At 73.8% G+C, this 22,833-nt stretch carries 22 protein-coding genes; 11 read left to right on the top strand and 11 right to left on the bottom strand.

The genetic code is table 11. The features are described 5' to 3' along the window. Positions 1–185 precede the first annotated feature (185 nt). A complete protein-coding gene (locus O7602_RS14890; protein WP_281589768.1) occupies positions 186–734 on the top strand; it encodes a carboxymuconolactone decarboxylase family protein in 549 nt (182 codons plus the stop codon). 10 nt (positions 735–744) lie between these two features. Here the strand turns inward: O7602_RS14890 and O7602_RS14885 are convergent, their stop codons facing one another. Beyond that, a complete protein-coding gene (locus O7602_RS14885) occupies positions 745–1,830 on the bottom strand; it encodes a DUF3866 family protein (protein ID WP_281589766.1) in 1,086 nt (361 codons plus the stop codon). A gap of 44 nt (positions 1,831–1,874) precedes the next feature. Further along, the gene (locus tag O7602_RS14880) at positions 1,875–2,864 is read right to left on the bottom strand and encodes a cation diffusion facilitator family transporter (protein ID WP_281589764.1); all 990 of its coding nucleotides are present in this window, start codon (positions 2,862–2,864) and stop codon (positions 1,875–1,877) included. A 105-nt stretch (positions 2,865–2,969) separates the two neighbouring features. Here O7602_RS14880 and O7602_RS14875 point away from each other — a divergent pair, with 105 nt between their 5' ends. From O7602_RS14875 to tatC, 5 genes are all read left to right on the top strand, one after another. After that, complete coding sequence (locus tag O7602_RS14875) at positions 2,970–3,968, top strand: WYL domain-containing protein (RefSeq protein ID WP_281589763.1); 999 nt, start codon at positions 2,970–2,972, stop codon at positions 3,966–3,968. Continuing rightward, positions 3,965–4,972 (top strand): YafY family protein, encoded by a 1,008-nt coding sequence (locus tag O7602_RS14870; protein ID WP_281589762.1) that lies wholly within the window; start codon positions 3,965–3,967, stop codon positions 4,970–4,972. The genes O7602_RS14875 and O7602_RS14870 overlap by 4 nt, the downstream gene beginning before the upstream one ends. Positions 4,973–4,982: 10 nt before the next feature. Next, positions 4,983–5,231 carry a hypothetical protein gene (locus O7602_RS14865; RefSeq protein ID WP_281589760.1) on the top strand — a complete coding sequence of 83 codons (249 nt, stop codon included), beginning with the start codon at positions 4,983–4,985 and terminating at the stop codon, positions 5,229–5,231. A 195-nt stretch (positions 5,232–5,426) separates the two neighbouring features. After that, a complete protein-coding gene (gene tatA / locus O7602_RS14860) occupies positions 5,427–5,750 on the top strand; it encodes a Sec-independent protein translocase subunit TatA (protein WP_281589759.1) in 324 nt (107 codons plus the stop codon). Positions 5,751–5,771: 21 nt separating this feature from the next. Further along, entirely contained in the window at positions 5,772–6,725 is a 954-nt protein-coding gene (gene tatC / locus O7602_RS14855; protein WP_281589757.1) for a twin-arginine translocase subunit TatC, read from the top strand. A 195-nt stretch (positions 6,726–6,920) separates the two neighbouring features. Here tatC and O7602_RS14850 read toward each other — a convergent pair whose 3' ends face one another. Continuing rightward, positions 6,921–7,805 (bottom strand): ABC transporter substrate-binding protein, encoded by an 885-nt coding sequence (locus tag O7602_RS14850; protein ID WP_281589754.1) that lies wholly within the window; start codon positions 7,803–7,805, stop codon positions 6,921–6,923. Positions 7,806–7,947: 142 nt separating this feature from the next. On the opposite strand from O7602_RS14850, the gene O7602_RS14845 reads away from it, so the two are divergent. Together O7602_RS14845 and O7602_RS14840 are read left to right on the top strand one after the other, a co-directional pair. Then, positions 7,948–8,646 carry a hypothetical protein gene (locus O7602_RS14845; RefSeq protein ID WP_281589752.1) on the top strand — a complete coding sequence of 233 codons (699 nt, stop codon included), beginning with the start codon at positions 7,948–7,950 and terminating at the stop codon, positions 8,644–8,646. A 79-nt stretch (positions 8,647–8,725) separates the two neighbouring features. Next, positions 8,726–9,652 (top strand): diacylglycerol kinase, encoded by a 927-nt coding sequence (locus tag O7602_RS14840; RefSeq protein WP_281589750.1) that lies wholly within the window; start codon positions 8,726–8,728, stop codon positions 9,650–9,652. On the opposite strand, the gene O7602_RS14835 is transcribed toward O7602_RS14840, so the two are convergent. Both O7602_RS14835 and O7602_RS14830 read right to left on the bottom strand, forming a co-directional pair. Continuing rightward, entirely contained in the window at positions 9,615–10,559 is a 945-nt protein-coding gene (locus O7602_RS14835; protein WP_281589748.1) for an EamA family transporter, read from the bottom strand. The genes O7602_RS14840 and O7602_RS14835 overlap by 38 nt on opposite strands. After that, on the bottom strand, positions 10,556–11,242 hold the full coding sequence (locus tag O7602_RS14830; protein ID WP_281590314.1) for an HAD-IA family hydrolase: 687 nt from the start codon (positions 11,240–11,242) through the stop codon (positions 10,556–10,558). The genes O7602_RS14835 and O7602_RS14830 overlap by 4 nt, the downstream gene beginning before the upstream one ends. Before the next feature lie 164 nt (positions 11,243–11,406). Between O7602_RS14830 and O7602_RS14825 the strand changes: the two genes are divergently transcribed. Both O7602_RS14825 and O7602_RS14820 read left to right on the top strand, forming a co-directional pair. After that, a complete protein-coding gene (locus O7602_RS14825) occupies positions 11,407–14,190 on the top strand; it encodes a DEAD/DEAH box helicase (RefSeq protein ID WP_281589746.1) in 2,784 nt (927 codons plus the stop codon). A 162-nt stretch (positions 14,191–14,352) separates the two neighbouring features. Continuing rightward, entirely contained in the window at positions 14,353–15,291 is a 939-nt protein-coding gene (locus O7602_RS14820; RefSeq protein WP_348651322.1) for an MHYT domain-containing protein, read from the top strand. A gap of 389 nt (positions 15,292–15,680) precedes the next feature. On the opposite strand, the gene O7602_RS14815 is transcribed toward O7602_RS14820, so the two are convergent. Then, complete coding sequence (locus O7602_RS14815; protein WP_281589742.1) at positions 15,681–16,604, bottom strand: 5'-3' exonuclease; 924 nt, start codon at positions 16,602–16,604, stop codon at positions 15,681–15,683. Between the two features lie 352 nt (positions 16,605–16,956). Between O7602_RS14815 and O7602_RS14810 the strand changes: the two genes are divergently transcribed. Continuing rightward, positions 16,957–19,527, top strand: coding sequence for a discoidin domain-containing protein (locus O7602_RS14810; protein WP_281589741.1), 2,571 nt, complete (start codon positions 16,957–16,959; stop codon positions 19,525–19,527). A 114-nt stretch (positions 19,528–19,641) separates the two neighbouring features. Here O7602_RS14810 and O7602_RS14805 read toward each other — a convergent pair whose 3' ends face one another. From O7602_RS14805 to O7602_RS14785, 5 genes are all read right to left on the bottom strand, one after another. Continuing rightward, positions 19,642–21,078 carry a cellulase family glycosylhydrolase gene (locus O7602_RS14805; RefSeq protein WP_281589740.1) on the bottom strand — a complete coding sequence of 479 codons (1,437 nt, stop codon included), beginning with the start codon at positions 21,076–21,078 and terminating at the stop codon, positions 19,642–19,644. A gap of 144 nt (positions 21,079–21,222) precedes the next feature. After that, positions 21,223–21,507 (bottom strand): BON domain-containing protein, encoded by a 285-nt coding sequence (locus O7602_RS14800; protein ID WP_281590312.1) that lies wholly within the window; start codon positions 21,505–21,507, stop codon positions 21,223–21,225. A 28-nt stretch (positions 21,508–21,535) separates the two neighbouring features. Then, the gene (locus tag O7602_RS14795; RefSeq protein WP_281589739.1) at positions 21,536–22,072 is read right to left on the bottom strand and encodes an STAS domain-containing protein; all 537 of its coding nucleotides are present in this window, start codon (positions 22,070–22,072) and stop codon (positions 21,536–21,538) included. After that, positions 22,069–22,383 carry a hypothetical protein gene (locus O7602_RS14790; protein ID WP_281589737.1) on the bottom strand — a complete coding sequence of 105 codons (315 nt, stop codon included), beginning with the start codon at positions 22,381–22,383 and terminating at the stop codon, positions 22,069–22,071. Before O7602_RS14790 ends, O7602_RS14795 begins: the two co-directional genes overlap by 4 nt. Before the next feature lie 9 nt (positions 22,384–22,392). Continuing rightward, on the bottom strand, positions 22,393–22,764 hold the full coding sequence (locus O7602_RS14785; protein ID WP_281589735.1) for an STAS domain-containing protein: 372 nt from the start codon (positions 22,762–22,764) through the stop codon (positions 22,393–22,395). Positions 22,765–22,833 lie beyond the last annotated feature (69 nt).

Raw genomic sequence — 22,833 nt, 5'->3', positions numbered from 1 at the left:
ATGGTGCGTCCGGGACAGGGAAAGGATAGGACCGGTGGGTCGGCGTGCGGTCTTCCAGCTTGCGCTTCTCGTGGTCACACCATGGAGGGCATCGGTGGTCGCGGATATCTTGGGCGGGACGTCGCGGCCCGGTCGGGCATGCCGGGTGGCCGGGCCGGGCGGTTCGACGCAGGGAGGGCACCGCCGTGGCGCACATCGATCTTGGTCTGGACGAGAAGGCGCATCCGGGCATCAACGGGCCGATGCGGTTCCGGCCCGAGACGGCCGGGCCGCTCAACGCGCTCGCCGAGCAGTTGCTGCGAGCCCCGCATCCCACGCTGACGCCGGGCGAACGGGAGCTGATCGCCGCGTACGTCTCAAGTCTCAACGAGTGCGTCTTCTGCTGCGCGGCGCACTCGGCGTTCGCCGCCGCCCAGCTGCCGACCGGGATGACGCTCGTGGATCAGGTGCGGCGGGACGTGTCCTCGGCGCCGGTGAGCGCGAAGCTACGCGCCCTGCTCGACATCGCCGCGGCGGTGCGGCGCGACGGCCGGGAGGTCACCGTCGAGTTGGTGGACGCCGCCCGGGCGCGCGGCGCGACCGATCTGGAGATCCACGACACGGTGCTGATCGCCGCCGCGTTCTGCATGTTCAACCGGTACGTCGACGGGCTGGGCACGTGGGCACCGCAGGACCCGCAGGTGTACGCGGTGGCCGCCGAGCGCATCGTGGCGCACGGCTACCGCGCGGGCTGAGCGGCGGCGGTCAGCCGAGCAGGCCGGCGGCGTGCCGGCCGGCGGCGGCTGCGGTCAGGAAGTAGGCGTGGTCGGCGTCGAGGCCGCGGCCCATCGTCGACAGCCCGACCGGGCTGGCGCGCAGGGCCGCGTCGAGGCCGTCGGTGGGCACGGTGACGATCCGGTGCCGGTCGGCCAGGGGCGTCAGCGCCGCCGTGACGGCCGCGGTCAGCTCCGGGTCGAGGCCCTCCGGCACCACCAGGTCGGCGGCGGCCAGCGCCACCCGGCCGTACGCGGTGAGGCTGTGGTGGGAGACGCCGCGGTGCCGGGGGCGCGGGTCGGCATCGGAGACGCGCAGCGAGCCGACCGGGCGCCCGCCGAGCGTGGCGACGGCGTTGACGGCCTCGCCGACGGCCACCCCGGAGAAGCCCCAGCGGGTGCCGGTGCCGAGGTTGCCCGGTCCCTGGGCGACGATCGCCAGGTCGGCGTGGAGCACGTGCCGGGCGGCGAGCAGCCCGCTTTGCAGCGTGCTGGCCTCCAGGTCGCCGCCGAACGCCTGGCCGACGCTCACCGTGCCGGCGAGGTGGCCGGCGAGCCCGGCGAGGGTGCGGGAGAACCAGGCCGGCAGCGCCCCGCCGTCGGTGAGCAGGTAGGCGACCCGGGTGTGGGGGGCGTCGGCGTGCACGCCGGCCAGGATCGCCGGCAGCGCGGAGTGCAGGTCGGCGGTGACCACGGGCATCCCGTCGAGCGACTCGGCGGCGGCCAGCCGCGCGTGGTGCGGGGAGGCTTCCTCGTCCACGCCGAGCAGGATCGGTTGCAGCGGGGTGTAGCGGGCCTTGACCAGATGCCCGGCGTCGCGGCTGTCGCCGGCCTGCGGCGGGTCGGCGGGGAGCCGGTCGGGCAGCGCGACGACGAGGGCGTACCCGCCGGTGCCGAGGCCCATCAGCAGGGCGCCGGCGTTGAGCAGCACCCGGTCGCCGGGCTCGGGGTCGCCGACGAGCGCCGGGTAGGCCAGGGCCCGCATCCGGTCGCCGCCGGGCAGGTCGACGTCGAGTTCGACCGCGCCGGCCCATCGTCGCCGTACCGCCGTGACCGTGCCGGACCGCCATCGCACCATGACCGGCACGCTATCGGCCGACGTCCGGGCGGGCGCCGGCCGGGTCAGGTCTCCTGGTCGACCGGCCGGCCGGTCTCGTCCTGGGTGGTCCGGGCCGGCCGGCCGGTGGAGCGGGACCGGGTCGGGTCGAGGAAGACGTACGCGATCTCCGGGAACTGCCCGGTGAGCCGGCGCTCGGCCTCGTCGGAGGCGGCCTCGATCTCGGCGCCGGTGGCGTCGTCGCGGAAGTCGACCTTCGCGGCGACCAGGATGTCCTGCGGGCCGAGGAACATGGTCATCAGCGTGTCGATCCGGTCCACCGTCGGCAGCCGCGTCAGCTCCTGCTCGATCTGGCCGTGCAGCCGCTCGGAGACGGCGCGACCGACAAGCAGCGAGATGTTGCTGCGGGCCAGGATGGCGGCGACCACCAGCAGCAGCACGCCGATGAGGATCGAGGCGATCCCGTCGTACAGCTCGTCGCCGGTGAGGTGGGACAGGGTGAGCCCGGCGGCGGCGAGCAGTAGGCCGACCAGCGCGGCGCTGTCCTCCAGGAAGACCGCCTTGACCGTGGTGTCGGCGGTGAGCCGCAGGTAGCGGCGCGGGGTGGTACGCCAGCGTCGCGACTCGGCGCGCACCTGCCGCACCGCCCGGGCCAGCGACACCGACTCGATGACGAACGAGACCGCCAGCACCACGTACGCGACCAGGTAGTCGCCGGTGTGCTCGTGCACCAGGATGGTGGTGACGCCGTGGGTGATGGCGAAGCCGGCGCCGGCCACGAACGTGAACAGCGCGGCGAGGAACGCCCAGACGTAGCTCTCCTTGCCGTACCCGAAGGGGTGCCGGGGGTCGGCGGGCCGCGCGCCGCGCCGCAGTGCCAGGTAGAGCAGCAGCTCGGTGGTGGTGTCGGCCATCGAGTGGGCGGCCTCGGAGAGCATCGCCGCGGAGCCGGAGAGCAGGCCCGCGACCAGCTTGGCGATGGCGATGGCGAGGTTCGCCGCGCCGGCCACCACGACGGTGCCGACGCTCTCGGTCTTGACTTCCGCTTCCGCCACGCCCTCACCCTATGGCCGGTCCCGGCGGGCCGCCCGTCGAGCCGGAGCCGCGCCGCGCCCGCGCGGGTGCCCGCGTCGGACGTGCGGGCTGCTAGCGTTCGGTACGTGTCCCGGACCCGTACCGAACGCCTGGTCAACCTGGTGATCTGCCTGCTGTCCACGCGGCGTTTCCTGACTGCCGCCCAGATCGCCGCGACCGTGCCCGGCTACGAGCACGACCCGGACGACGCGAAGGACCACGAGGCGTTCCAGCGCAAGTTCGAGCGGGACAAGGCCGAGCTGCGGGAGTTGGGCGTGCCGTTGGAGACCGGGACGGCAAGCGTCTTCGACGCCGAGCCGGGCTACCGGATCGCCCACCGGGAGTACGCGCTGCCCGACATCCCCCTCGAACCGGACGAGGCCGCCGCGGTGGGCATCGCGGCGCGGCTGTGGCAGCACGCCGGCCTGGCCGCCGCCGCGTCGTCCGGGCTGGCGAAGCTGCGTGCCGCGGGCATCGACGTGGATCCGCAGGCCACCCTCGGCCTGGAGCCGATGGTGACGGTCGACCCGGCGTTCGCCCCGTTGACCGCCGCCGCGCGGGACCGGCGGGAGGTCAGTTTCGACTACCGGGTGCCGGACCGGGACGCGCCGACCCGACGCCGGGTGCAGCCGTGGGGCGTGGTCTGCTGGCGCGGCCGGTGGTACGTGGTCGCCCACGACCTGGACCGGGCGGCGACCCGCTGCTTCCGGTTGTCCCGGGTGGTGGGCGCGGTCCGGTCGACGGGGGAGCCGGGGGCCTACGAGCCGCCCGCCGGGGTGGACCTGATCAGCCACGTGGCCCGCTGGTCGGGGCCGGTGGAGCGCACCGGCCGGGCGACCGTGCTGGTGGCGCCGGGCCGGGCCGCCGGGCTGCGCCGCTGGGCGGTGGAGAGTGACGCCGGCCCGGACGGCGACCGGCTGGTGCTGCCGTACGCCGACGCCGACTTCCTCGCCGGTCAGATCGTCGGCTACGGCCCGGACGTGCGGGTGTTGGAGCCACCGGAGGTGCGGGAGGCGGTCATCCAGCGGTTGAAGGAGGTCGCCACCCGGCACGACGAGCTGGCGGTGGCCGGGGGTGCCCGGTGACCCGGCCGTCGGCCCGCGCCGGCCGCGCCTCCGCCGACCGGCTGGCCCGGCTGCTCAACCTGGTGCCCTACCTGCTGGCCCGCCCCGGCATCGAGATCGCCGAGGCGGCGCACGACCTCGGCGTGACCGACAAGCAGCTCCGGGAGGATCTGGAGCTGCTCTGGGTGTGCGGGCTGCCCGGTTACGGGCCGGGTGACCTGATCGACATGGCGTTCGACGGCGACCGGGTGACCATCACCTACGACGCCGGCATCGACCGGCCGCTGCGACTCACCCCGGACGAGGCGTTGGCCCTGGTCGTGGCGCTGCGGATGCTCGCCGAGACGCCCGGGGTGGCCAACCGGGAGGCGGTGGAGCGGGCCCTGGCGAAGATCGAGGGCGCGGCCGGCGACCTGGCCGGCGCGCCGGTGGAGGTGCGGCTGCCCGGCGACAACGCCCGGGTCCGCGAGCTGCGCGCCGCCGTCGAGCGGGGCCGGGCGTTGCGGATCACCTACTACACGCCGGCCCGGGACGAGACCACCGAGCGCACCATCGACCCGTTGCGGATGCTGATGGTCGCCGGCCGGGCGTACGTGGAGGCATGGTGCCGCCGGGCCGAGGCGGTCCGGCTGTTCCGGGCCGACCGGATCGACGCGGTCACCGAGCTGCCGGAGCGGGCCGTGGTGCCGCCGCAGGCCCGCCCGCACGACCTCAGCGACGGCGTGTTCCGGCCGTCGGCCGACCTGCCGCTGATCACGCTGCGGATCGGCCGGGGCGAGCGGTGGATCACCGAATACTATCCGTGCGAGCGGGTCGAGGCCGACGGCGAGCACTGGCTGGTGTCACTGCGGGTCACCGACCTGGGCTGGGCCCGCCGGTTCGTGCTCGGGCTGGGCCCGGAGGCGACCGTGGTGGCCCCGGCCGAGCTGGCCGAGCAGGTCCGCGCCCAAGCGGTCGCGGCGCTCGACGCGTACGCGGTCCCGACCGGCACCGCCGACCCGGCGGCGGCCGGCGGCACCCGATAGGCTGACCGCCGTGGTGATCTGGATCGTGCTCGGGGTCGTCCTGTTCGCGCTGGTCGTGCTGGCCCTGGCGGTCCGCCCGGTGGTGGCGCGGCTGCCCCGGCTGCGCCGCGCGGCGGTGGCGTTGCAGCGGCGGGCGACCGAGGCGGAGGCGCTGCGCTCGGCCGCCGAGGAGTTGCAGGCGCGGGCCGAGACGCTCCAGGAGCGGGCGGCGGTGGCGCAGGAGCGGATCGTGTTGATCAAGGCCAAGCGCGGGGAGTGATCGACGCCCGTCGTCTCTGGGCGGTAACGCGCCCGAATGCGCCGCGATGGGCGGTTGACGGGACACTTCGGGTTGGTCGAGACTTCACCGACCGGGCCGCACCAGCAGGCCCGGCGGGGATGGCAAGCCGCCGCGACGCACGTACGATGGGCGGCGACCCACCCACACACCGACACAGAGCGACTGGAGCTTCCCATGGGTGCCCTCAAGCCGTGGCACATCGCCGTACTCGTGGTCGTGCTGATCCTGCTCTTCGGCGCGAAGCGGCTCCCCGACGCGGCCCGCTCGCTCGGCCGCTCGCTGCGGATCATCAAGGCCGAGACCAAGAGCCTGCAGGACGACGACCGTGACCTGGCCGAGAAGGCCGACGCGCAGGCCGGCTACCAGCCGCTCCCGCCGCAGCAGCAGTACGTCCAGGGCCAGCAGCAGTACGCCCAGCCGCAGCAGCAGTTCGCCCCGCAGCCGCAGCAGCCGGTCGCCCCGCCGGCCGACCCGGTGCAGCGCGTCCGCGAGAACTGATCCGAAAGGGCCTCCACCACCGTGGCCTTGGGTTTGAAGAAGCGCGGACCGAGCACGTTCGCGCGCGCGGCGGACGGCTCCATGACGCTCATGGAGCACATCCGCGAGCTGCGTAACCGCCTTTTCCGGGCGTCGCTGGCGATCCTCGTCGGTTTCGGCTTCGGCATCTGGCTCTCCGGGCCGGTGATGCACCTGTTGCAGAAGCCCTACTGCGACCTGGACAAGGCGCGGTTGGTCAACGGCAACTGCAACTTCGTCCAGCTCGGCCCGGCCGACCTGTTCCTGCTGCAGATGAAGGTCTCCCTCTGGGTCGGCCTGATCGTCGCCGCGCCGATCTGGCTCTACCAGCTCTGGGCGTTCATCGCGCCCGGCCTGCACCGGCACGAGCGGCGCTACGCCTACTTCTTCACCGCCCTGGCCGCTCCACTATTCGCGGCCGGCGCGGTGCTGGCGTTCTTCGTCACGTCCAAGGGCCTGGAGTTCCTGCTCGACATCTCCGGCGGCGGCGACGTGACCACCACGCTCGACATCACCCGCTACATCGGCTTCGTCACCAACCTGATCCTGCTGTTCGGGGTGGCGTTCGAGTTTCCGCTGATCGTGCTGATGCTCAACTTCGTCGGCCTGGCCAGCGCCAAGCGGCTGCTGAGCTGGTGGCGGGTGGCGATCTTCGTGTTCTTCGCGTTCTCCGCGGTGGTCACGCCGACGCCCGACCCGTTCGGCATGACGGCGCTGGCGTTCTGCCTCTCCGCGCTCTACTTCGGCGCGGTGGGGCTGGCGTTCCTCAACGACCGGCGGCGCGGGCGTGGCCGCGAGGTCTACGCCGGCCTCGCCGACGACGAGGTGTCGCCGCTGGACCTGTCGGACGAGCCGGTGCCGACCGGCGCCCGGATCGAGGCGTCCGCCCCGGTCGAGGCGCCCGAGCCGATCGCCGCCCCGGCGCCGATCGAACGCCGCTACGACGACATGACCTGATCCCCGCCCGCACCTCCACCCGAACGCCGCCCCCGCACTCGCGAGGGCGGCGTTCCCGTCCTCGGGCCCGTCCCTCGCCCCCTCGTCCCCGTCGATCTTGAACTTGTGGCGCCTCGAATGCCGGTTAGGCGACTTTTGTGAACGACCACAAGTCCAAGATCGACGAGGCGAGGGCGGGCCGGGGCGAGACGGGGGTCAGGCCACCCGGCGGGCGGCGGTGGGGGAGACGGGTGGGACGGCGTCGGGGTGCAGGATGGCGGCGATCGCCTCGACGCCGTCGACCAGGCGGGGGCCGGCGCGCACGACCAGACCGTCCGCGTCGAGCGCCCACACCTGCGCGCCCGGGAAGTGACAGGCCACCTCGGCCGCCTGCCCGGCGGCGCCCTCCAGCCGGAAACCGCACGGCGCGACGAGCACCACCTCCGGGCGCGCGGCGCGCAGGTCCGCCCAGGTGGTCGGCGTGGACCTGGCGCCCGGGTGGGTGGCCACCGGCGTGCCGCCGGCCACGTCGACCAGGTCCGGGATCCAGTGCCCGGCACCGAACGGCGGGTCCACCCACTCGACCACGGCGACCCGCCGTCGGGGCCGGCCGGCCACCGCCGCGCCGACCGCCGCCAGCCGGGCGCGCAGCCCGTCCACCAGGGCCTCGGCGCGGTCCGGCACCCGGGCCGCCGCGCCCACCGCGCGGATCGTGCCCAGCACGTCGTCGAGGGTGTACGGGTCGAGCGACACCACGTCCGCCCGGGCGCCGAGATGGTCGACGGCGTCGGTCACCCGGCCGGCGGGCAGCGCGCAGACGCGGCACAGGTCCTGGGTGAGGATCAGGTCCGGATCCAACCCGGCCAGCGCGCCGGCGTGCAGCGTGTAGAGGTCCGCGCCGGCGGCCAGCCGCTCCCGCACGTACGTGTCGATCTCGCCGGGACTCATGCCACCGGTGTCCCGGCCGCCCACCACCACGGTCGTGCCGGCCCGGTACGACGGGGGCACCTCGCACTCGAACGTCACCCCGACCAACTCGTCGCCGAGGCCCAGGGCGTACGCGATCTCGGTGGCGGAGGGGAGCAGGGAGACCAGTCGCATCCCGCCATCATCGCCGCACCGAAGCCGGACGACCGAACCGCCCTCGGGCCTTGTCGGGGCCGGCCGCCCGCTTAGACTCTGCTGACTCCGCCGAGTCCCACCCGTCCCGGTCAGCGCGCTGACCTCCGCTCCGGAGAGCCCGATGAGAAGCCGTACCGCCGTCGTCCTGACCGTCCTCTGTGCCACCACCGCGCTCACCGCCTGCGGCGACGACGAGCCCGCGCCGAAGGGCGAGCAGGTCCCGGTGACCGCCACCGACACCAGTTGCGAGGTCACCACCACGCTGTTCACGCCGGGCACGGTCACCTTCAGCGTGACCAACCGGGGGGAGCAGGCCACCGGGGTCTACGTCTACGGCCGGGAGGGTGAGAAGTTCACCAAGATGGTGGGCGAGGTGGCCGACGTGCCCCCGGGCCGCACCGGTGACCTGCGCGCCACGCTCGCCACCGGCACGTACGAGGTGGCCTGCAAGCCGGGCCGGCAGGGCGACGGGGTGCGGACCAGGATCACCGTCACCGACGACGGCGCCGTGGCCAGCGCCGCGGCCGAGACGGAGTACGACCGGGCGGTCGCCATCGAGCTGAGCGGTGACACGCTGACCGGCGTCGACGGGCTGATCGCCGAGCCGGGCGAGAAGCTGGCGCTGAAGGTGACGAACAAGACCGCCGGCGCCCGGACCCTCTACCTGCTCAACCCCGACGGCAAGCGGGTCGCCGAGCTGAAGGCGGAGCCGAACGGCACCGCCGAGACGGTGGTGGCGCTCGGCGCCGCCGGCACCTGGACGTTGAAGGTCAAGGGTGACGGCGTCCCCTCGATGAGCGAGCGGCTGGTGGTGCGCTGACCCGGCGACCCGGACGACCGGGTCGAGTTCCGGCCCGGCGGGCGTCGTCCCTGGTGGGTCGCGCGCCTCGTGTCGTACCGTGCTCGCCGTGACCGCGTCCGATCATGTTCCGTCCGGCCCCGTGGCCGTGCTCGCCAACCCGGTCGCCGGACGGGGGCGGCGCCGCGGTCTGCTGCCGGCGATTCTGGAGCGTCTCGGCGCGGCCGGTCGCCAGGTGGAACTGCTGCGCGCGCGTACCCCCGGGGAGGCGGAGGCGGCGTGCCACGCCGCGGTGGCCGGCGGCGCCGGGGCGCTCGTCGCAATGGGCGGGGACGGCACCGTGCACCGTGCGATACAGGCGGTCGCCGGCACCGCCGTGCCGTTCGGGCCGGTCCCGGCCGGCACCGGCAACGACTTCGCGGCCGACACCGGCTTCCCGGCCGATCCCCTCGCCGCCGCCGACGTGATCGCCGCCGCGCTGGCCGCCGGTCGCAGCCGTCCGGTCGACCTGGCCCGGATGTCCCGGCCCGACGGCGACGGGCGCTGGTACGGCGCGGTGCTCGCGGCCGGCTTCGACGCGATCGTCAACGAGCGGGCCAACCGGATGCGTTGGCCGCGCGGACCACGTCGCTACGACCTGGCGATCCTGGTCGAGCTGGCCCGGCTGCGGCCCCGTCGCTACCGGCTGTCCCTGGACGGTGTGCCGCAGGAGGTGGACGCGGTGCTCGTCGCGGTCGGCAACACGGCCGGCTACGGCGGCGGCATGCGGATCTGCCCGGACGCCGAACCGACCGACGGCCTGCTGGACGTGGTGGTGGGGGGTCGGTTCGACAGGCGCACGCTGATGCGGGTGAAGCCGCGGATCTACCGGGGCACCCACGTGACGCACCCGCTGGTGCGGACCTACCGGGCGCGGACGGTGGAGTTGGCCGCCGAGGGCATCACCACGTACGCCGACGGGGAGCGGGCGTTCGACCTGCCGGTGACCGTCACCGCCGTGCCGGCGGCGCTGCGGCTGCTGCGCTGACCACCGTCGGCGGGACGGGCGGCGTCGGCGGTCCCGGCGTCGACGGTGGGGGCGCCGCGGCGCGGACCGCGCCGACGCTCGCGGCCACCACGAGCGCGATGGCGAGCACCTCGACCGGGCGCAACGCCTGGCCGAGCACCAGCCAGCCGGCCAGCGCGGCGATCGCCGGCCCGAGACTCATCAGGACCGCGAACGTCGCCGTGGGCAGCCGCCGCAGCGCCGCCAACTCCAGGCTGTACGGCAGCACGGAGGCGAGCAGCGCCAGCCCCGCGCCGAGCCCCAGCACCGCCGGGTGGGCCAGCCGGCCACCGGCGCCGACCAGCCCGATCGGCAGGGTGACGAGCGCCGCCACGGCGAGGGCGAGGGCCAGCCCGTCGGCCCGGGGGAACCGCGCGCCGACCCGGGCCGAGCAGACGATGTACGCGGCCCACATGCTGCCCGCGGCCAACGCCAGCGCGGCGCCGACCGGGTCGAGCCGGTCGAACCCGCCCTGCCCGAGCAGCGCCACCCCGGCCAGCGCCAGCCCGGCCCAGCACCAGGCCGCGACCCGGCGCGCCCCGACCACCGACAGCGCCAGCGGGCCGAGCACCTCAAGCGTCACGGCCGGACCGAGTGGAATCCGCTCGATCGCCTGGTAGAAGATCGAGTTCATCCCGGCCAGCGCCAGCCCGAACGCGACCACGGCGGCCCAGTCACCCCGCCCGTGCCCGCGCAGCCGGGGCCGGCACACCACGAGCATCAGCAGCGCGCCCAGGGTCAGGCGCAGCGTGACCGCGCCGGCCACCCCGGTACGCGGGAACAGCAGCGCGGCCAGCGCGGAGCCGAACTGCACCGACAGCGCGCCGCCGAGCACCAGCGCGACGCCACCGAGCCGGCCCGGCGCGCGTCCCGGTGTGCCGTCGCTCACCCGACCCCGGCCAGGTCGAGCACCGCCCCCAACCCGTTCGGCCGGCCGGCGTCGGCGCACGGCAGCACCAGCACCCCGCACCCGGCCGCCACCGCGCCGGCGTCGGCCGGGGTGTCGCCCACCATCAGCGTGTGCTCCGGGTCGACCCCGAGCATGCCGCAGGCGCGCAGGAAGATCCCCGGGTCCGGTTTGCAGCGCCCCACCTCGTACGACAGGGCGTACGCGTCGACGAGCGCGTCGAGGTCCCAGGCGGCGAAGAGCGGCCGTAGATCGAAGCCGATGTTGCTGACCACCGCCACCTTCACCCCGGCGGCCCGCAGCGCGCCGAGCACCGGGGCGGCGTCCGGGTAGGGCAACCAGCCCTCCGGGACCAGCACCCGCTCGTAGAGCGCGTCGGCGAACCCGTCGATGCCGGTGTCGACGGTCTCCGCGAGCCCGGTGTAGGCACCCCGGTGGGCGTGCGGGTAGAGGTCGCGGTCGGCCCACAGCTCGGCCAGCCGGGGCGGCACGCGGGTCGGCCGCGGCCCGCCCGCCCGACCGGCGGTGAGCAGCCGGTCGGCGAGCGAGGTGGCGCGGATGCGGTCCAGCTCGACCCCGCAGGCCGCGGCGGCGGCGCGTACCCAGGCCAGCGGCTCCTCCACCTGGGCGAGGGTGCCGTGGAAGTCGAAGAGCACCGCCTCCACCGGCCGGCGGGACGGGCCCGGGCGGACGGCGTCGTCGGCACCGTTCGAGGCGTGGGGGAGTTCGGTACGGTCCGGCACGTGGTGCACCCTACCGACCCCCTCCGACCCCCCTGCCGGACGGCCTTGACCGGTGGTCGTCGGCGGTACCGATTAATCTTGGATGCATGTCGAGCCCCGCCGAGCGGTACGCCGCGGCGCGCCGCCGGGCCGCGCAGGCCTCCGCCTTCCCGGCCCTGGACGAATTCTCCCACGATCTCGGGTTCGACCTCGACGACTTCCAGCGCGAGGCGTGCCAGGCGCTGGAGCGGGGCAGCGGCGTCCTGGTCTGCGCGCCCACCGGCGCCGGCAAGACCGTGGTGGGCGAGTTCGCCGTGCACCTGGCGCTGCGCGGCGGGTCAGTCGACGGCGACGCCCCGGCCACCCGGCGCAAGTGCTTCTACACCACGCCGATCAAGGCGCTGTCCAACCAGAAATACCACGACCTGGTCGACCGCTACGGCGCCGAGCGGGTCGGGCTGCTCACCGGCGACAACGCGATCAACGGCGACGCGCCGGTGGTGGTGATGACCACCGAGGTGCTGCGCAACATGCTCTACGCCGGCTCGGCCACCCTCGCGGGCCTGGCCTACGTGGTGATGGACGAGGTCCACTACCTGGCCGACCGGTTCCGTGGCGGGGTCTGGGAAGAGGTGATCATTCACCTGCCGGAGTCGGTCACGCTGGTGTCGCTGTCGGCCACCGTCTCCAACGCCGAGGAGTTCGCCGACTGGCTGGTCACCGTGCGCGGCGAGACCACGGTGGTGGTCTCCGAGCACCGGCCGGTGCCGCTCTGGCAGCACATGCTCGTCGGCAAGCGGATGTTCGACCTGTTCCACGACGCCGACGCGGCCCGCAAGCACGACGTCCACCCCGAGCTGCTGCGTTACACCCGGGACACGGTGCGCCGGTTGGAGCTGGGCGAGGGGCGCGGCGCCGGCCCCGGCGGCGGGCGGCGCGGTCCCCGCTGGCGCGGTCCGATGCGCCCGGACATCGTCGAACGGCTGGACCGGGAGAACCTGCTGCCGGCGATCCTGTTCATCTTCAGCCGGGCCGGCTGCCAGGCGGCGGTCCAGCAGTGCCTCGCCGCCGGGCTGCGGCTGACCTCGGCGGAGGAACGCGCCGAGATCCGCCAGGTGGTCGAGGCGCGGATCACCGCCATCCCGGGCGAGGACCTGACCGTGCTCGGCTACTGGGAGTGGCTCGACGGGTTGGAGCGCGGCCTGGCCGCCCACCACGCCGGCATGCTCCCCGCGTTCAAGGAGGTCGTCGAGGAGCTGTTCGTCCGCGGCCTGGTCAAGGCGGTCTTCGCCACCGAGACGCTGGCCCTGGGCATCAACATGCCGGCCCGCTGCGTGGTGCTGGAGCGGCTGGTGAAGTTCAACGGCGAGGCGCACGTCGACCTCACCCCGGGCGAATACACCCAGCTCACCGGCCGCGCCGGCCGGCGCGGCATCGACGTCGAGGGCCACGCCGTGGTGGTCTGGTCGCCGGAGACCGACCCCCGCCACGTGGCCGGCCTGGCCTCCACCCGCACCTATCCGCTGCGGTCCAGCTTCCGGCCGTCCTACAACATGGCCGTCAACCTGGTCGGCAGCGTCGGCGCGGAGCCGGCCCGGGCGCTGCTGGAGTCCTCCTTCGCGCAGTTCCAGGCGGACCGGTCGGTGGTCGGGCTGGCCCGGCAGGTGCAGCGCAACACCGAGACGATCGAGGCGTACGGCGCGGAGGCCGCCTGCCACCACGGCGACTTCGACGAATACTTCGCGCTGCGGGTGGCCATCGCCGACCGGGAACGGGCCATCGCCCGGCAGGGGCAGACCCAGCGCAAGGCGGCGGCCGTCACCTCGCTGGAGCGGCTGCGGGTCGGCGACGTGATCCGGGTGCCGTCGGGGCGGCGGGCCGGCCTGGCCGTGGTGCTCGACCCGGCGACCGGCGGTTTCGGCGAGCCCCGCCCGCTGGTGCTCACCCAGGACCGCTGGGCCGGCCGGGTCAGCCCCGGCGACTTCACCACCCCGGCCGAGGTGCTCGCCCGGATCCGGGTGCCGAAGCACTTCAACCACCGGTCGCCGGCGGCGCGGCGCGACCTGGCCGCCGCGGTCAGCGGCACCGGGCTGGACCGGCACGGCGGCCGGCGCGGCGGGCGGTCCCGCCAGGCGGTCGGGGAGGACCACCGGCTCAGCCAGCTCCGCGTCGAGATGCGCGGGCACCCCTGCCACGCCTGCCCGGACCGGGAGGAACACGCCCGCTGGGCCGAGCGCCGTCGCCGGCTGGAGCGCGACACCGAGGAGCTGCGGCAGCGGGTGAGCGGGCGGACGGGCTCCCTCGCGCGTACCTTCGACCGGATCGTCGCGTTGTTGACCGCGCGCGGCTACCTGGCCCCCGACGGTGAGGTCACCGACGCGGGCCGGATGCTGGCGCGGATCTGGACCGAGGCCGACCTGCTCGTCGCCGAGTGCCTGCGGCGCCGGGTGTGGGACGGGCTCTCCCCGGCCGAGCTGGCCGCCGCCGTGTCGGTGGTGGTCTTCGAGGCCCGGCGGGACGTCGACGAGCGGGCGTCGCTGCCGCGCGGCGCGGTCGGCGACGCGGTCGACGAGACGCTCAAGCTGTGGGGCGACATCGAGGCGGACGAGGCGGCGCGGGGCCTGACCGCCACCCGGGAGCCGGACCTCGGCTTCGCCTGGCCGATCTACCGGTGGGCGCGTGGGGAGGCGCTCGCCAAGGTGCTCGCCAGTGGGCACCAGATCGACGGCGAGATGCCGGCCGGTGACTTCGTCCGCTGGTCGCGGCAGGTGGTCGACCTGCTCGGCCAGCTCGCCGACTCCGGTGGCGCCTCCACCGAGCTGCGCGCCACCGCGCGGCAGGCGATCTCGGCCGTCAACCGGGGCGTGCTGGCCTACCACGCCTCCGCCTGACGATCACTTTCGGTCACCATCCGTCAAGAATCGACGCAGCTTTGCGTCATCACGACACCACCGCCCGGATACCCGGGGGGCGGTGTCGTGCCTGATCAGGCGTTGCCGGATCATTGCGGGGCGCGATGTCTACGCGTCGGTAGCGGATCGAGGATGGTCACCGTGGGCGAGATCAATCACTTTGAGTACGGGTGGATCACACCCGCGCTCAGCTACGCGCTGTCCGTGCTCGGTTCCGTGCTCGGTCTGGTCTGTGCCGGGCGGATCCGGACCGCCGCCGGCGCCGGTCAGCGGATGTGGTGGGGTCTGCTCGCGGCCTGGGCGCTGGGCGGCACCGCCATCTGGGCGATGCACTTCATGGCCATGCTCGGCTTCGCCGTCAGCGGCACCCGGATCCGCTACGACGTGCCACTGACCGCCGCCAGCACGGTGATCGCCGTGGGCGCCGTCGGCGTCGGCCTGGCCATCGTGGGCACCGGCCGGCTCACCGCGCCCCGGCTGCTCGCCGGCGGCCTCTTCACCGGCGCTGGGGTCGCCGCCATGCACTACACCGGGATGGCGGCCATGCGGCTGGACGGCACACTCGGCTACGACCGGCTGCGGGTGACGCTCTCCGTCGTCGTCGCGCTGGTGGCCGCCACCGTGGCGCTGTGGCTGGCGATGACCGTCCGGCGGGGTGTCGCGATCATGGCGTCGGCACTGGTCATGGGCGTCGCCGTGAACGGCATGCACTTCACCGGCATGAGCGCGCTGTCGGTGCACCTGCACGACGGTGCCGGCCCCCCCAACACCGGTACCGAGGTCAGCGGCCTGCTGGTGCCGATCGTGCTCGCCGTGGTCTTCGGCGTGGTGGGGCTGGTCTACGCGCTGCTCGCCGCACCGTCGGACGACGACCGTGCCGGTGCCGCCTACGTGGCATCGCGGCTCGACGGCGTGTCCCCGGCGGCCGAGGCCGAGCCGGCACCGGACCCGGTGGGCCTGCGTGCCCGCTCGGCGTCGGACTCCTCTTTGCCGGACCCGGTGGGGCTGCGGGCGCGCTCGACGCTGGCGCAGCCCGGCGCGCAGTTCCCCTCCCGCCGTGGGACCGACCCCCGTCGCTAGGCCATCCGCGCGTTGCGCTGTCCGTCGCCGCGCCGATGGTGCGGCGTGGCGATGTAGCGGCGTGATCATGGTGCTCCCGCACTCCGAGATCGATCTTCCAATCTGTGGAAGCGCCAGAGATCTTGGTACGAAAGTGCCCCCGTGGGGGCCATTTCGTACCAAGATCTGCCGCTGCCTTGATCCTCGACCGATGGGTCCGGGCACGTTGGGGAAACTGCCGCCCGTTTGGGCCGGAGCAGTCGGTCCTGCTTCCGCGCCGGAGGGAGGCGAGGCGTGGCGTGACGGTGACGCGTTCCAACAGGCTCATGGCTGGACCCGGTGGCGAGCGCGTGCTCATCGGCCGGCGGCCTGGTGGAACCGGGGTGTCCGACGGCCGGCGGCGCCACCCGTCAGGTGCGGGGGGTGGCGAGCGCGTCGACCAGGCGGCGGCACGAGCCGGCCAGGTTCCAGCGCTGCGCCAGCTCGAGCAACCGGTCGGGATCGGCCGGGGACGTCGGCAGTGCCGGGTCCAGCTCGGGCAGCGGCACGTCGGTGGCGACCCGGACCACCTTGGGCGCCACGGCCAGGTAGTCGCGGGCGCCGTCGAGCTTGCCGCGCAGCCCGGGGGCGAAGCCGGAAGCGGGGTCGTCGAGCGCGGCGAGGATGCCGTCGAGCCCGCCGTAGCGCTCGATCAGCCGGGCGGCCGTCTTCTCGCCCACCCCGGGCACCCCGGGCAGGCCGTCGCTCGGGTCGCCGCGCAGCGCGGCGAAGTCGGCGTAGCGGTCGGCGGGGACGCCGTAGCGGGCCCGCACCGCGGCGTCGTCGCAGTCGTCCAGCTTGGCCACGCCCCGGCCGACGTAGAGCAGGCGCGTCGGGTGGGCGTCGTCGACCAGTTGGAACAGGTCGCGGTCGCCGGAGACCACCTCGACCGGGCCGGGCTGGGTCACCGAGAGCGTGCCGAGCACGTCGTCGGCCTCGTAGCCGGTGGCGCCGACCGCCGGGACGCCGAGCGCGTCGAGGACCTCCAGGATCATCGGCACCTGCGGGGACAACGTGTCCGGCACGACCTCGCCGCCCTCCGGCGCCACCCGGTGCGCCTTGTACGAGGGGAGCAGCTCCACCCGCCACGCCGGCCGCCAGTCGTGGTCGAGCGCGCAGATCATCCGGTCGGGCCGCCGGGTGCGCACCAGTTGGGCGAGCATGTCGAGGAAGCCGCGGACGGCGTTGACCGGCTGGCCGTCGGCCGTCTTCGCGGCCGACTCGGGGATGCCGAAGTAGGCGCGGAAGTAGAGGCTGGGGGAGTCGATCAGCAGGATCGGACGTCGGTGTGCCACGCCGCCCAGCGTGGCACACCCCTCTGACGATCTGGGGAAGGCGGCACCCTGCGGGAAACCGGCGTACGCGGCGGGGGCGGCGTCGGCGCACGATGTGCTCACCCGTTCGGGCCGGGTCCGCCGGACGGCGGCGGCGGTGCCGCCGGACTGACGCCGACCCCGCCGCCCGGCGGGGCACCCCGGCTTACGCTTTGTTCCGGACTTTTCACAAGGCGCGAAAAAAGCCCTCCGAGGCGGGCTCGGGAATTGACACACGCCACTGCGCCCGGGGAGGGTCCACCGCACGGGTCGGCACGCCGACCCGTCCGGACCCGTTCCCCCGCCCCGCACTCCACCCGTCCCGGAGATGCCCATGTCACCCGTACCGATGTCGTGGACCCCACGGCGACTGCTCGCCGCGCTGGCCGCCCTGCTCGCCACCGTGGCGCTCGTCGCGCCACCCGGCCCGGCCAGGGCCGCCGACCCGTTGATTTCCCAAGGCCGCCCCACCACCGCCTCCTCGACCGAGAACGCCGGCACCCCGGCGTCCAACGCCACCGACGGCAACACCGGCACCCGCTGGTCGAGCGCCTTCGCCGACCCGCAGTGGATCCAGGTCGACCTCGGCGCCACCGCCACCGTCTCCCGGGTCAACCTGACCTGGGAGGGCGCGTACGCCCGGGCGTACCAGGTGCAGACCTCGACCGACGGAACCACCTGGACCACCGTGTTCAGCACGACGAACGGCGACGGGGGCACCGACGACCTGGCCGTCAGCGGCTCCGGCCGCTACGTGCGGGTGTACGGCACCGCGCGGGGCACCGCCTACGGCTACTCGCTCTGGGAGTTCCAGGTCTACGGCAGCGCCGGCGCCGGCGGCGGCTGTGACACCACGACGAACGCCGCCCGGGGACGACCGGCCACCGCCTCGTCGACGGAGAACGCCGGCACCCCCGCCTCGGCGGCGGTCGACGGCGACCCGGGCACCCGCTGGGCCAGCGCCGCCGCCGACCCGCAGTGGCTCCGGGTCGACCTGGGCAGCGTCCGGACCATCTGCCGGGTGGTGCTGAGCTGGGAGGCCGCGTACGCGCGGGCGTACCAGGTGCAGACCTCGACCGACGGGACCACCTGGACCACCGTGTCCAGCACGACGAGCGGCGACGGCGGGACCGACGCGCTCACCGTCAACGGCTCCGGCCGCTACCTGCGGGTGTACGGCACCGTGCGGGCCACCGGCTACGGCTACTCACTGTGGGAGGTCGCCGTCAACACCACAGGCGGCGGCACCGTGCCCGGCGGCGGGTCGCTCGGACCCAACGTCATCACGTTCGACCCGTCGATGTCCGCCGCCAGCATCCAGGCCCAACTCGACGCCGTCTTCCGCACGCAGGAGTCGAACCAGTTCGGCACCCAGCGGTACGCGCTGATGTTCAAGCCGGGCGACTACTCCGGCATCAACGCGCAGATCGGCTTCTACACCTCGATCATGGGACTCGGCCGGAACCCCGGCGACGTGCGCATCCACGGCGACGTCACGGTCGACGCCGGCTGGTTCGGCGGCAACGCCACCCAGAACTTCTGGCGCTCGGCGTCGAACATGCAGGTCTTCCCGTCCGCCGGGTTCACCCGCTGGGCGGTGTCGCAGGCCGCGCCGTTCCGCCGGATGGACATCCAGGGCGACCTCAACCTGGCCCCCAACGGCTACGGCTGGGCCAGCGGCGGCTACATCGCGGACAGCCGGGTGACCGGCGTGGTCCAGCCGTACTCGCAGCAGCAGTGGTACACCCGGGACAGCAACGTGGGCGGCTACCTCAACGCGGTCTGGAACGTCACCAACTCCGGGGTGGTGGGCGCGCCCGCCACCAGCTTCCCGAACCCGCCGTACACCACGCTCGCGCAGACCCCGGTCAGCCGCGACGTGCCCTACCTCTACCTCGACAGCGCCGGCGCCTACCAGGTCTTCGTGCCGTCCACCCGGACCAACGCCAGCGGGGCGTCCTGGCTGGGCGGCTCCACCCCGGGCACGTCGATCCCGCTGAGCCAGTTCTACGTCGCGAAGCCCGGCGACTCGGCCGCCACCATCAACAGCGCGCTGGCCCAGGGACTGAACCTGCTCTTCACCCCGGGCGTCTACACCGTCGACCAGACCATCGCGGTCAACCGGGCCGGCACGGTGGTGCTCGGCGTCGGCTACCCGACGCTGGTGCCGCAGAACGGCGTGGTGCCGATGACCGTCGCCGACGTCGACGGGGTCCGCCTCGCCGGGCTGCTGTTCGACGCCGGTGCGGTCAACTCGCCGGTGCTGTTGCAGGTCGGCCCGGCCGGCTCGACCGCGAGTCACGCCACCAACCCCACCTCCGTGCAGGACGTCTTCTTCCGCATCGGCGGCGCGCACGCCGGGAAGGCCACCACCAGCCTGGTGGTCAACCAGGACGACGCGCTGATCGACCACATCTGGGCCTGGCGGGGCGACCACGGCACCGGCATCGGCTGGACCGTGAACACCGCCGACACCGGCCTGATCGTCAACGGCGACCGGGTCACCGCGCTCGGGCTCTTCGTCGAGCACTACCAGAAACACGAGGTGATCTGGAACGGCGAGAACGGGCGGACCATCTTCTTCCAGAACGAGCTGCCGTACGACCCGCCGAACGCGGCGGCGTGGATGAACGGCTCCCGGGTCGGCTACGCGGCGTTCAAGGTCGCGGACGCGGTCACCTCGTTCGAGGGCTGGGGGATGGGCAGCTACTGCTACTTCAACGTCGATCCGAGCATCGCGGCCTACCACAGCTTCGAGGCGCCTACCCGGGCCGGCGTACGGTTCCACGACCTGCTCACCGTGTCGCTTGGCGGCAACGGGTCGATCACCCACGTCATCAACGACACCGGCGCCACCGCGCAGGGCACGAACACGGTGCCGGTGAACGTGGTGAGCTACCCCTGACAGAGGTGAGGAGGGGCCCCTTTTTAACAGACGTCTGTTAAAAAGGGGCCCCTCCTTCGGGGAGGGCGGGCCGGCGGCGACCCGAGGGGGGAAGGGCCGCCGCCGGCCGCCCGGTCAGGAGGTGGGGAAGTTGTCCGGGGTGCGGATCCGGTTACGCATGTACGCGCCGGACTCGGTGAGCATCGACGTGCCGGAGAAGTTGCCGGCCGCGCAGGTGCCCGGCCGCAGCGCCGCGCTGCCCTCGGCCGCGTCCGAGAACGTCCAGTTCGCGTAGCTGATCTTCAACCGGTCGAGCAGGTCGAGCCAGGCGTTGCTGCTGGCCGTGTCGACCGCGCCGTCACCGGTGTAGGTCACCGTGCCGAACTCGGTGACGAACAGCGGGAGCCGGGAGGCCGCACGCTGCACCTCGTTGCGGTAGTTGTCCTTGTGCGACGCGGCGTAGAAGTGGAACGTGTACATGATGTTCTCGGCCCGCACCGGGTTGTTGACGACCTCGTCCGAGTTGCCGCCGTCGGACACGCCGAGCGAGGACCAGCCCCGGGTGCCGACGATGACCACGGCGTCCGGGTCGTTGGCCCGGATCACCGGGATGACCTGCTCGGCGTAGCTGCGGATGGTCGACCAGCTCACCCCGTTGGGCTCGTTGGTGATCTCGTAGATCACGTTCTTCTTGGCGGCGTTGCGCGACGCCACGTTGGCGAAGAACGTCTTGGCCCGGTCCAGGTTGTACATCGGGTCGCCGGGGGTCAGCGTGTGGAAGTCGATCAGCGCGTACATGCCCCGGGCCTCGGCCTTGTCGACGAGCGTGTTCACCTGGTTGGTGAAGGCGGCCGGGTTGGTCTCGTAGCCCTTCTCCTGCACGTACATCGAGATGCGCAGCAGGTCGGCCTGCCACTCGTCGGCGAGCGCGGTGAGCGAGGTGTCGGTGTAGCAGTTGGCGAACCACTGCAACCCGTGCGTGCTCATCCCGCGCAGCTGGATCGGCCGGCCGTACTGGTTGCAGAGGTTGACCCCGCAGACCCGCAACTGTCCGTTGATCGCCACCGGCGTGGTGCCGGTCGGCGGCGGGGGCGTGGTCGTCGGGGGAGTGGTGGTGGGCGGCGTGCTCGTCGGCGGCGTGGTGACGCCGCCGGTGCAGACCGCGCCGTTGAGCGTGAACGAGGTCGGGTCCGGGTTCGACCCGGTCCAGGAGCCGTTGAAGCCGATGCTGGTGCTGGCGCCGGTGCCGAGGGAGCCGTTGTAGTCCACGTTGCGTGCGGTGACCGCGGAGCCGCTCTGCTGCCACGTGGCCGACCAGCCCTGCACGACGCGTTGGCCACCGTCGGGGAAGGTGAAGCCCAGCGTCCAGTTGCTCACCGGGTCGCCGAGGTTCTTGACCGTCACATTGGCGGTGAAGCCACCCTGCCAGGAGTTGGTGGTGTAGGTGACGGCGCAGCCGGTCGCCGCCATCGCGTTCGTCAACGGCAGGGCGGCCGTGGTCGCGAGGGCGAGCGCACCGACGGCGCCGCCGACGAGCAGGTGCCGCCGGGACGGCCGGGGTATCGAGGACATGCGGGAAGGTCCCATCTGGTGGGTGATGAAACGGACGTTGCCCGTCGTGAACCTGCCCGGAAAGCCCGACGTGGCGGCCTGGGGAGCGCTCCCACGCCGAGGGTAGAGGCGGATACCGATACGTGCAACCAGCACCCCGGCGGATCAGCGCCGGGTACGGCGCCCGCCGTAGAGCCGCAGCGCGTTGCAGACGTCGAACACCCCCGGCACGTCCCACGCCAGCTCGGCGGCGACCCGGCGCGTCTCCGGATCCGCGACCAGGCCGGCGAGGATGACCACCCGGTTCTGCACGGTGACGGTGATCTGCTGGCGCCGGGTGGTCCAGTCGGCGCTCAGCCGCTGGGCGACCAGGGACGTGAGCCGCACGTCCGCGCCGTCGGGCTCCGGCCCGTCGCCGGGGAACGGAAACTCGGGGTACGGCCAGGGCATCATCGGGGGAGGGCTCCTTCTTCGTCGGTCATGCGCGTCGGCCGGTTGCGGCGCCCGACGTCGGGGCGGGATCGTCGACCACGGCGAAGACGCCGTCGAGCCGCATGGTGTGCAACACGGTGAGCACGAACCGGGACGGGGCCACCAGGCACAGCTCCCGGCCGTCGCGCCGGGTGTCCTGGTGCGCCCGCACCAGCAGGCCGAGGCCGACGGAGTCGATCACCTCGATCCCGGCGAGGTCGACGAGCACCCGGTCGTCGCGGACGATCCGGTCGGCGAGCGCCCGGCGTACCCCCTCCGCGGAGTCCCCCTCCGAGGCGGCCCGCGGCCCGGTGACCTGCTCCAGGTCTTCGACGCCCAGGCCGTCGTCGGCGACGGCCGCGCGGGCGCTGCACCGGGGACAGTGGTGCGGGCCGGAGGCGAACGGCGAGCCGACCCAGTCGTGTTCGAAGACAAGCGTCCACACCACCTCGGCGTCCGGCAGCGTGGTACCCGCGCCGGTGACGCTGTCGCCGCAGCCGTCGCAGATCAGCATCATCAGGTGTTCCGCCGGTACGACCGTCACACCTCCTCCTTCCGCCGGGCGCCCGGGTCGGAGTGCGCCTGCCGGTCGGCCGCCGACCGTCCGGCGGCCAGCACCGCCAGGATGACCGCCACGGCGGCGAAACCGGCCTGCACCAGCAGCGGCAGCAGCATCGAGCCGTCGGGCCGCCGGTCGACGAGCCCGGTCACGATCGCCCCGAGCAGCGCGGCGGCCACCCCGAGCGCGAGGGTCAACCAGACCGGGACGGCCTTGCGTCCCGGGACGGCGAGACGGCCCACGCCGCCGACCACGAGGCCGACGACGAGTGCTCCGACAAGCGTGCTGGTGGTCACCACTCCTCCTCAGCGCGGCTGGGACCGGACCCGGGCCCGGCCGCGTACGGCCGGACCCGGCGTGTCGACGACGGTTACGGCCGCGCCCAGTCCGCCGGTGGCGAGGATGCGCCGGATCCGGGGATGCGGGTTGCTGAGGGTGAGGGTTCCGTCCCGGCGGGCCAGGCGGCGACGGACGTCCAGCAGCAGCGCGATGGCGGCGGCGTCCAGGTGACGACACCGGGCAAGGTCGATCGTGACCTCGCCGGGCTGCAACGCGAGGACCCGGTCCAGCACGTGCGCCACCTCGGGGAGACCGGCCAGGTCCAGCTCGTCGGTGATCTCCACCCGCACGTGCGGCACGGCGGACTCCGGCGAGGCGGACGGCAGGGAGACGGTCATCAGGTCGCTTCCGTGACGGGGTTCCGTGTTCTTCCCACTCTGGTCAGCGATCTTGGAGGTCACCGGACG

Origin of the sequence: Micromonospora sp. WMMD1128, assembly GCF_027497235.1 — a bacterium.
Lineage (GTDB): Bacteria > Actinomycetota > Actinomycetes > Mycobacteriales > Micromonosporaceae > Micromonospora.
The sequence above is the reverse complement of the archived record's forward strand: the minus strand, read 5'-3'. Positions and strand labels throughout refer to the sequence as shown.